This is a genomic window from Mycobacterium sp. (assembly GCF_032159565.1).
Lineage (GTDB): Bacteria > Actinomycetota > Actinomycetes > Mycobacteriales > Mycobacteriaceae > Mycobacterium.
Window position 1 is genome coordinate 1 of the sequence record NZ_JAVHWR010000062.1, and the last position, 9,698, is coordinate 9,698.

Annotated in this window: 10 protein-coding genes and 1 pseudogene; 8 read left to right on the forward strand and 3 right to left on the reverse strand. The window is 63.6% G+C overall.

The features are described 5' to 3' along the window. Nucleotide 1: 1 nt before the first annotated feature. From QOC76_RS07660 to QOC76_RS07680, 5 genes and pseudogenes are all read left to right on the forward strand, one after another. Nucleotides 2-380: pseudogene (locus QOC76_RS07660) on the forward strand (MFS transporter); the annotation flags it as partial. Between the two features lie 141 nt (nt 381-521). Beyond that, on the forward strand, nt 522-1,331 hold the full coding sequence (locus QOC76_RS07665) for an inositol monophosphatase family protein (protein WP_526355844.1): 810 nt from the start codon (nt 522-524) through the stop codon (nt 1,329-1,331). A gap of 274 nt (nt 1,332-1,605) precedes the next feature. Continuing rightward, entirely contained in the window at nt 1,606-1,812 is a 207-nt protein-coding gene (locus QOC76_RS07670) for an anthrone oxygenase family protein (RefSeq protein WP_526355846.1), read from the forward strand. 79 nt (nt 1,813-1,891) lie between these two features. Beyond that, nucleotides 1,892-2,110: a putative quinol monooxygenase gene (locus QOC76_RS07675; protein WP_526355863.1), complete on the forward strand. Its 219-nt coding sequence runs from the start codon at nt 1,892-1,894 to the stop codon at nt 2,108-2,110. Between the two features lie 319 nt (nt 2,111-2,429). Further along, nucleotides 2,430-2,810: a hypothetical protein gene (locus QOC76_RS07680; RefSeq protein ID WP_526355848.1), complete on the forward strand. Its 381-nt coding sequence runs from the start codon at nt 2,430-2,432 to the stop codon at nt 2,808-2,810. Nucleotides 2,811-2,829: 19 nt separating this feature from the next. On the opposite strand, the gene QOC76_RS07685 is transcribed toward QOC76_RS07680, so the two are convergent. Together QOC76_RS07685 and QOC76_RS07690 are read right to left on the reverse strand one after the other, a co-directional pair. Next, nucleotides 2,830-3,054 (reverse strand): DUF2905 family protein, encoded by a 225-nt coding sequence (locus QOC76_RS07685; protein WP_526355850.1) that lies wholly within the window; start codon nt 3,052-3,054, stop codon nt 2,830-2,832. A gap of 49 nt (nt 3,055-3,103) precedes the next feature. Further along, complete coding sequence (locus QOC76_RS07690) at nt 3,104-3,397, reverse strand: putative quinol monooxygenase (protein WP_526355852.1); 294 nt, start codon at nt 3,395-3,397, stop codon at nt 3,104-3,106. Nucleotides 3,398-3,756: 359 nt separating this feature from the next. On the opposite strand from QOC76_RS07690, the gene QOC76_RS07695 reads away from it, so the two are divergent. Next, nucleotides 3,757-4,173: a copper chaperone PCu(A)C domain-containing protein gene (locus QOC76_RS07695; protein WP_526355854.1), complete on the forward strand. Its 417-nt coding sequence runs from the start codon at nt 3,757-3,759 to the stop codon at nt 4,171-4,173. 53 nt (nt 4,174-4,226) lie between these two features. On the opposite strand, the gene QOC76_RS07700 is transcribed toward QOC76_RS07695, so the two are convergent. After that, complete coding sequence (locus tag QOC76_RS07700) at nt 4,227-4,400, reverse strand: hypothetical protein (protein ID WP_526355856.1); 174 nt, start codon at nt 4,398-4,400, stop codon at nt 4,227-4,229. Nucleotides 4,401-4,719: 319 nt separating this feature from the next. On the opposite strand from QOC76_RS07700, the gene QOC76_RS07705 reads away from it, so the two are divergent. Next, a complete protein-coding gene (locus QOC76_RS07705) occupies nt 4,720-7,905 on the forward strand; it encodes an HAD family hydrolase (protein WP_526355858.1) in 3,186 nt (1,061 codons plus the stop codon). 81 nt (nt 7,906-7,986) lie between these two features. Continuing rightward, complete coding sequence (locus QOC76_RS07710; RefSeq protein ID WP_526355860.1) at nt 7,987-8,955, forward strand: SDR family oxidoreductase; 969 nt, start codon at nt 7,987-7,989, stop codon at nt 8,953-8,955. Nucleotides 8,956-9,698: the final 743 nt, after the last annotated feature.

The window sequence follows — 9,698 nt, forward strand, 5'->3', positions numbered from 1 at the left end:
GATCACCGCGTCGGCGATCGGTAACGCGACGGAGTGGTTTGATTACGGCATCTACGCCTACGGCGTGAGCTATATCGCCGAGTCGATCTTCCCTGGCGATGCCGCGAGCACGACCCTGCTGGCGTTCATGACTTTCGCGGTGTCGTTCCTGGTGAGGCCGATCGGCGGGCTGGTGTGGGGGGCCGCTCGGCGATCGCATCGGACACCGACAGATATTGGCGATCACCATCCCGCCCTATTCTGCGATCGGGTTGTGGGCGCCCGTGCTGATGGTGGTCCTGAGAATGATCCAGGGCTTCTCCACCGGTGGTGAGTACGGCGGCGCCGCAACCTTTATGGCCGAGTACGCCCCTCGCGGTCGTGGCACGCGAGGCCGATTCGCCGCCAAAAACTTCACCGCGCCAGACGGAGGCATCCGGCGTCTCAGCGAGGCACCATGTCGCCCTGAAGAGAGGCAACGGTTGTAAGGGGCATGGCGCCATCCAGCAGCGCAAATCCATTTCCCAGAGGTGAGGACTGGCATGAATAACACCGCAGATGACGTCGCTCTCGCGATGTCCTTGGCAGACGAGGCCGAATCGATGACGATGCCTCGGTTCACCGCCGTGGATCTCTACGCAAAGGCGAGGCTGGAGGACACGCCGTTGATCGAGGCTAACCGCGATGTCGATGTCGCGCTGCGCAGAAGATTGGCCATGAAGCGACCGCAAGATACGACTTTCGACGAAACGCTCCGCGGCCCAAAGCTGTTCGCCGGACGAATCTGGATCATCGAGCCGCTCGACGGCCGGAAGAATTTCATCCGCGGTGTACCTGTTTGGGCGACGCTTATCGCGTTGATGGTCGACGGCGTACCAACCCTGGGAGTCGTCAGCGCCCCCGCTCTGCATCGGCGTTGGTGGGCAGCCGCCGGGCAAGGCGCGTACGCAACGCGGTGGACTGAGCCGGCGCGACGGCTGTCTGTCTCGGAGATCGATGAATTGGGGGCAGCCAGCCTGTCCTTCTCCAGCCTGTCCGCCTGGGGGGTTCTCGGGCTGCGTGAGCGCTTCATCGTCTTGACCGACGACGTCTGGCAGGCGCGCGGTTACGGCGACTTCTACTCGTATTGCCTGCTGGCCGAGGGGGTGGCCGACATCGCGTTAGCAGCGCAAGTGTCTCTCCGGCAGCTGGCGGCCCTCGATGTCTTGGTGCGTGAGGCCGGCGGCACATTCACAGACCTGGGGGGTTCCCCCGGACCGCACGGCAATACCGCCGCAGCAACCAATGGCCCCCTACACAGTGCGGTCCTTGGCCGCTTCTACGGCACCGCAGCGGTGCATCAGACGATGTGAGCACGGTGGCGGTGTCGGCGTCGGCCGGACATGCGCAGTCATCGCTGTTTCGTCTGGAGCGCCGAGAAGCACCCGGGCAGATCAGACGCATCCGAGACGGCATTTTTGCCCTGGCGGGTCTCCATATCGGTGAGGAAGTTCCCAGGGCTGCATGCCGAGGAGACCAGCAAGGTGCCCCTGCATCTGGACGCCGGACGGCAGCGGGCGCCACCATATGGTCACTTCCGCGATCTTGCCGTCCGCGTCGAGCATGATGTAGTCCATCCCCGGCGCCGTGTTCGACGTCATCGGTGCCTTCACCACGGTGCTGTTCCACGCGCCGCTCAACATCAACCTGGCTGGCGTCGATCCGGCCGTACTGTCGGATGCGGCACACGAATGGCGCAAGTTCATGGTGCCGTGGACGTGGTGGAATCACTGTGCGCACCTTGCCCCGCTGGTTGGCGCGGTATTGTTTCTGATCGGCCTGCTGTCGCGGTAGGACGGCCCGCCGCCGGCAAGGCCCAGCTGATCGAACCCGACTAACGCGCCCCCTGGGCGTCGTAGGAAATGAAGCGGTTCTGAGTAGTCACCGACATGGACGCGCAAGGGCGTTCGTGCGTCCGTTTCTTCGTTCGGCGCTGCCGCTCGTCGAGCAGGAACCCGGCACGAGACCATGGTTAGCCGTTCGGTTCGGCCCGTCGACTTTCGGCATTATCGACGCGTTCCCGGACGAGGCGGCACGCGAGGCGCATCTTGGCGGCCCCGTTGGAAAGGCCCGCGCGGAGAAAGCCGACTAACTCTTCGCCTCGCCACCCGACATCAACAATCTCGACGTGATCGCCAACAAGCTCTGACACCGTTGCGCCTGACCCGACTGGTCAGGACGACCAATAGGGTGGTGCCGGTGCTTGCCGCCGAGCGTGGCGCGTGGCGGATTCCGTACATATAGCCGTTGAGCGTGACATCGATGGTGTCGCCACACCTCAAGCGACACCGACAGCATGTCCGTGTCTTGAGCCAGCCTGGTTTGCTTCACCCTCCTGGAAGAAGCGTGGGTGACGAATTCCGGCGCGCCAGGTCGAAGGTGGGGGCGGCCATGACAGCGATCATGGACGAATGGCAGTCAAATTGAACGATAGGGCATACGAGCACGCACGCGACTTGATCGTGGCAGGCAGGTGTGTGATCGATGGCCGGGATGCATGGAGCGAGCACCAGCCATCCGCGCGGCAGGAGAACGAGTTCATCGAACAAAACGGGATCGTGGAGTACTCGAGATGGCATCTCGGGATCGACGACTCCCAGGACCAGAACCGCAAGGGCCGTTACAAGTTTCCCTACGGCGACTTCCACGACGTCCATCGCTGCGGGCTGCTGGCGGCCGAGTCCCGGGCCGGGCAGCGCAAGTACTTCGACATCGAACTTGCGGTCGCTCATCTTCACGGCATGCTGGAAGTGTTGCGGAGGTCGGTGACACCTCCATCTCATGGAAACTGAGAACTTGGCGCACGGGTGATCACCGACGGAAGATTGCCAGGAACAACCAGAGGATTAGGTTCAGGGCAACCGAGACGAGCACCATCGACGTTATCGGAATGAATATCCGTGTGTTGCCACTGTCGATCCGTATATCACCGGGAAGGCTCCCGAGCCAGGACAGGCTGCCGGTCCAAGCGAGCAGCCCCCCGACGAACAGCAGTAGTCCTCCCCCGACGAGCCACGGGCCCCAATCTCTGGTCACGCTTGTCCCTTCACACCTGGTGGTCGGATCGCGCCGATCGTCGCGCGGATCAAAGCTTGTCGGCGAGCACGTCGAGTTCGACGATTTCGGGCGGTGAGGCGAACAGCTCGGCTTTCTCTTTGAGCCCCTGGGCGACCGGCCCTCTCAAATGGGCTTGCCGCGCCTCGTCGTCGGGGAACGCGTCGATGATCCCAAATGTCGACGCGTCGAACCGCATAGCCAACCACGGTTTGGTGTCGGGTTCCTTCTCGACGAGCTGCCGAGCCCACACCAAGAAATCCTCGACCTGGTCTCCCTTGCCCGGCTGCGCCTCGAGCCGCACCAACAATGCCTTGGTCACCATGACAACGCCTGCCCCTCCGATGAATAGACCGATTTGGATTCCGCCGGTTCGAGTCGGGCGATGCCGACACCCAGGGTTTTGACAAGTCTCCCAAGACCTGGCTACGAGCTCTTCGGCCTGGCGGGTCAACTCCAGACGCGATCTCTTGGACCCCTCGGACGACCCCCCGAAGGCCTTGGAAAAAAGAGAATTGAAGTGTGGCGCCGATAGACGACGGTCTGGCCGGCATCTCTGGCGGATCGGTCAACAGTGTGGACTCGTTGAAGCGACGCGTCCGCGCTGCGGCAGCGATCTGCGTGCTCGTAACCGCCGCCGCGTTGAGCGGCTGCAGCGCGGGGCAACAGTCGTAAACCGCCGCGATGGGATCAGACGTCAACGGCGCCATGGCCAACCTCGGTGACATCGCATTGCGCTACATCCGGATTCGCGCCGAGCAGACCGGCCATGCAGTGGAGCCGGGCAAGGTCGTCGACCTGGCGATGGTGGCCACAAATCAGTCATGGGATACCGCGGACGCCCTTTTAGCGGTCACCTCCGATATCGGGACGGTCAGTTTTGTGCGAAACACCGCGATAGCGGTCGGTGGCGTACTGATCGTCGACCGCCCGCACCAGGTGGTGCACGCCGACGCGCTGCCGGTGGCCAAACCCACCAACATCGCGACCGCAACCGTGAAGCTGACCAAGCCGATCAGCAATGGGTTGATCTACGAGTTGACCTTCCAGTTCGCCCGCGCCGGGGAGACCACCGTCGTGGTGCCAGTCTCGGCTGACTAGCACTATCGGTGGGCGATCACAGACACCGAGATGGCGGCGCTTGTACGGAGTCACTACGCGGCGGTCGGGTTGCCCTCCTCCGCGGCGGCAGCCGGAAGCTTCGCCCCGAGAATATCGGCTGTCTCGAACAGCGGCGTTTCCTCGAAAAGGTGGGCATTGTCTTTGAGCGCTGCGGCTACCTTGCCGGTGAGATGAGCCCGCCTGCCGACCTCATCGGGAAAGGCCACGAACAAACCGAATTCGAGCTCTTGCCTTGCCAGGCTTGGCCTGTAGCCGTGTAGAAAACGCAATCGTGGCGTCCATGATGTGCTCCTGAACCGTGAACAACGTATGAGCAGCGCCCGTTCTTCAGGTAGGTTGGGTCGGCCTCAGGGAAACCGCACCGCCGGCAGCAACTGCCTGCGCCCGATTCGGCCTGCCGGGTCGAACCTCTCGTGAACGCATGCGGGAAGCACCCACCCCGGTAGATCAGACGCATCCGAGACGGCGTTTTTTGCCCTGGCGGGTCGAAGTCGCCCGGGCATGCTGTCAATACACTCGACACATATGGCGGCCACGACGCCACGAGACCAACGGGGCTACCACGCGTTCGTCTTCGACATGGACGGCGTGGTCACCGACACCGCGAAGGTCCACGCCGAGGCGTGGAAAGCCCTGTTCGACGACGTGCTGGCCCGCATCGGAAGTCCGGGTCAACCGCCGTTCGATCCGGTGCGCGACTACCTCGTCTACATTGACGGCCGAATCCGCGAGGACGCCATTCGGGCCTTCCTGGCCGCGCGCGGCATCACACTGCCGGAAGGCAGCCCCGACGACGGCCCGGAGCGGATGACCGTCCACGGGCTCGCCGAACGTAAGCAGCAACTGTTTGCCGAAGCAATCGACCGCACCGGGGTCGCGGTGTTCCCCGATGCCGCCGAACTACTCGCCAAACTCCTCGACCGCGGCATTCCCACCGCGCTCGTCACCGCGAGCCGCAACGGCCGGGGCATCCTCGACGCCACCGGCCTGTCGGGCATGTTCACCACCATCGTCGACGGGTTCGACGTCGCGCGGCTCGGGCTACGGGGCAAGCCCGACGCCGCCATGTTCCTCGAGGCCGTCGACCGCCTTGGTGTGGAACCGGCAGACGCCGTCGTCCTTGAAGACGCCGTCGCGGGCGTGAAAGCAGGCGTCGCAGGCGGTTTCGGGCTTGTCGTCGGAGTGGACCGGGTGGGACACGGCGCGGAGCTGGCGGAAGCCGGGGCGGATCTCGTGCTCACCAGCCTCGCTCAACTCGATGCGCTGCTGCGTGACAGCGGGTACTCCGGCAAGTGGATCGGCGGCGCTGACAGGATCAGCTCGGATGCTTGGCACCTCGTATACGAGGACTTCAACCCTCTACTTGAAGGAACACGCGAGGCGCTCTGCACGCTAGGCAACGGATACTGGGCGACGCGTGGCTCGGTTCCCGGCACGACCGCCGACGGCGTGCACTACCCGGGTACATACATCGCCCGGATCTACAACCGGGTCACCAGCACCGTGGGCACGCGGACGATCGAGACCGAACACATGGTGAACACGCCCGACTGGACATACGTGACGGTCCAGCCCGCCGACGGGCCTGCACTGCGTCCCGGTATCCCGGAAATGCTTTCCCATCACCAGGACCTTGATCTGCGCGACGGGACGCTGACCCGCGTCAACAGGTACCGCGATGATGCCGGACGAACGACGAAGATCACGTCGCGACAAATGGTCTCGGTGTGTGAAACACACGTCGCCGCATTGGAAGTCACGATCGAGGCTGAGGACTGGTCCGGTGAGGCGACTGTTGAGTCGATCATCAATGGCGCAGTCGCGAACCGCAACGTCGCTGCCGATCTTCAACTCACGTCGCAGCATCTCGAACCGGTCGGCTCCAGCGTCGTCAATGACAAGACGGTGCGCCTCGAGGTGCGGACCAACCAATCGGGCATCGAGATCGCGATGGCGGCGCGGCATCATGTCGGTCCCGCCGAATCTGTCACCGACCGGCGGCCGATCGCCGACGAAAGCCGTGCCGGCCATGCGTTCACGATTTGTCTTCAGGGCGGCGTCCCGGTGACTGTCGAGAAGACCGTGGCCGTGGCGACCTCGCGCGACAGCGCGATCTCCACCGCTGCGCTGGATGTCGACAAGCGGATCGCGCGCGCGAGGAGGTTCGAGGACCTTCTGGAAGGGCAGCGCACGGTATGGCGGGACTTGTGGCAGCGGTTCGGCATCGACCTGGAGGTCGGGTTCGAGCAGGCGCTGGCACTGAACATGCACATCTTCCACGTGCTGCAGGTGATCGTCGCGGCCGACAGCGATCTCGATGCGGGCCTGCCCGCGCGTGGGTTGCACGGCGAGGGCTATCGCGGGCACGTCTTCTGGGACGAGCTCTACGTTTATCCGTTGCTGACCATGCGAAGGCCGGAACTGACCCGCTGCTTCCTGCTGTACCGATATCGTCGGCTACCGGCTGCGCGGGATTTGGCGTGGGCCAACGGTTTTGACGGCGCTATGTTCCCATGGCAGTCGGGCAGCGACGGTCGCGACGAGACGCCGGGCGAGCTGTTCAATCTCCGCAATGGCCAGTGGATGCCGGACAACTCCCATCGACAGCGCCATGTGGGCCTGGCGGTGGCCTATAGCGCCTGGCAGTACTACCAAGCAACCGGCTACAAGGGCTTCCTCGAGGACTACGGCGCCGAGCTCATCGTGGAGGTCGCTCGGCTGTTCGCCAGCATGGCAGTTCACGATCCGGTCGATGACCGGTTCAACATCAGCGGCGTAATGGGACCCGACGAGTACCACGACGGCTACCCGGATGCCCCGGGCCTGGGTGTTCGCAACAACGCCTACACAAATGTGTTGGCGGCCTGGGTATTAGCACGGGCAGCCGAGACGGTCGACGAGCTGATGGGGCGCGACTGTGTCCCGCTGTGGCGCCGCCTGGACATCAGGCCGGGAGAGGTTGAGCGCTGGCTGCGCGTGAGCCGACGGTTGCGGGTGCCGTTCCACGAAGGCGTGATCAGTCAGTTCGAAGGGTACGAGACGCTACAGGAGCTCGACTGGGACCGCTACCGCGAACGCTACGGAAACATCGGGCGGTTGGACCTGATCCTGCAGGCCGAAGGCGACTCCACGAACAGGTACAAGGTGTCCAAGCAGGCCGATGTCCTGATGCTGTACTGTTTGTTCTCCGCCGAAGAACTGCGCGAGTTGTTCAACGAGATGGGTTACTCCCTTGACCCAGATCTGGTGCAGCGGACGGTGAAGTACTACGAGGCGCGGACGACTCACGGCTCCACGCTGAGCAGGTTGACACACAGCTGGGTGTCGGCCCAGAGCGACTGCACCCAGTCGTGGTCGTTGTTCAAGGAAGCCCTTAAAGCAGACCTTCAGGACACGCAGGGCGGAACGACTCGCGAAGGGATCCACCTCGGGGCGATGGCCGGAACGGCCGACATCGTCCTGCGCTGCTACGCGGGTGTGGAAACGCGGAGCGACATCCTTCACCTTCACCCGGTGCTGCCGAACGAGATCGGCCGGGCGTCGTTCGAGATCATCTACCGCGATCAGCCGGTCGACATCGAGTTGACCCACCAATATGCGCGGCTTCGGCTGTTGCCGTGCGCGGCCGACCCGATCGACGTGTGTGTTGAGGGTACGAAAAAGACCCTGGGACCCGGGCAATCGTGGGCGGCGCGTCTACCCGCCCGCTAGATGCGGTCCACAACATCGCCACCCCGCACCTGAGCTCAGGGTGCGGGGACAGCGTCAAACCGTTCAAACGAGGTGGGAATCATGGCTGGCACAAGCGTTCTCGTGACCGGTGGCTCTGGGTTCATCGGCTCGCATTGCGTCGCAGCATTGCTGAACGCGGGTCACCGCGTCCGCGCGACGGTGAGATCACCCGAACGCGAGGCGGACGTGCGAGCCATGGTCGCGCGTGCGGGTGCCAACGCCGCGGACCTGACTTTCGCCGTTGCCGACCTCATGTTCGACGATGGATGGCCTGAGGCGATCGACGGCAGCGACTTCGTGCTGCATGTCGCCTCGCCTTTTCCACCGGATGAGCCCCAAGATGAAGACAAGGTCATCGCGCCCGCCTGTGACGGGACGATTCGGGTGCTACGCGCTGCCCGGAACGCACGCGTCAAACGGGTTGTGCTCACATCGTCGTTCGCGGCGATCGGCTACGGTCACGGGCAGCTGGACCGCGAGTTCACCGAGGAAGACTGGACCGACATCGACGGCCGAGGCGTCACGGCCTACGTCAAATCGAAGGTGCTCGCCGAACGCGCGGCATGGGACTTCATCAAGAGCGGAGACGGCCAGACCGAACTCAGTGTCATCAATCCGACCGCCACGTTCGGACCTACGTTAAGTGATGACATCTCCGCCTCGTTGGTCCCCATACTGACTCTGCTCACCGCAGGTGTGGCGCAAATGGCGAACTTCAGTTTTCCTGTCGCTGACGTGCGTGACATCGCCGATATGCACGTGCGGGCCATGACCCATCCCGGCGCCGCGAATGAACGATTCATTGCCTGCTGTGACGGCAGCCCGATCACGATGGGCCATGCCGCCCACGTCCTGCGCGAGTGGACCGGCGCCGAAACGGTTATCGAGTCACCCGTCCTCGGTGAGATCGTCCGCCCCAGTAACCGAAAGGCTAAGGCTGTCCTCGGCTTTAATCCGCGACCGATCGACGACGCGCTGTTGTCCACGGCGGGCAGCCTGGTCCGTACAGGGCTGGTAGCGGCACCCTAGGAACCGACCCGTGCTGTGATGTCAACACTTGGTCACCCGATTTGATCCGCCGTGACGGGGCAGCGTCGGATGCGCGACGTTTGTGCCAGGACCTCCGGGTACGCAGCCGCGCATGATGTTTCGGCCGCCATCCTGTTCGCTATTGGTCTGGCACGCGGCCGCGAGCACACGAGGTTCCGGCGGCGAACTGAGCGGCGAGGACATCGATCCGGTGATCTTACGGCCCACCGCGCCCGACCATCTTCGGGGAAGACTGCAACGGGATCAAACAGCTATCCGTCGCGTGGACGCCGGCTCGTTGAACTGTACCGAGCACCGCAGTTCATCCCAAACTAAATCCTCCTTGAGGAGGACACGCACACGATGAGTACCGCTTTCAACGATGGCACGGACTTGGCTTGGTTCGACACTGTGCCCGGTGAGCAGATGGCCCTCTGGGTCCACAGCGACGCTGTCGGTGGAGCATTCACGCTCATAGAAGCCCACGTTCCGGCGTACACCGGGCCGCCGATGCACTACTACGAAGACGGTGAAGAGATTCCCGGTTGCACCCCCGCGGCAGCAGCATCTACCTATTGCGGCCCAGTGCGAACCCTGGAGCAGTCTTCTCCAGAGCCGGGACTGTGGATTAAACGGTGTTTCCGGCCTGACACGCTGAGGGATGCTCGGCGGGGAAGGTGCCGTGATGACGACACTGGATGGCGTGACGAAGAAGAAGCCGGCTGAGCAATCGGCTGAGCAGC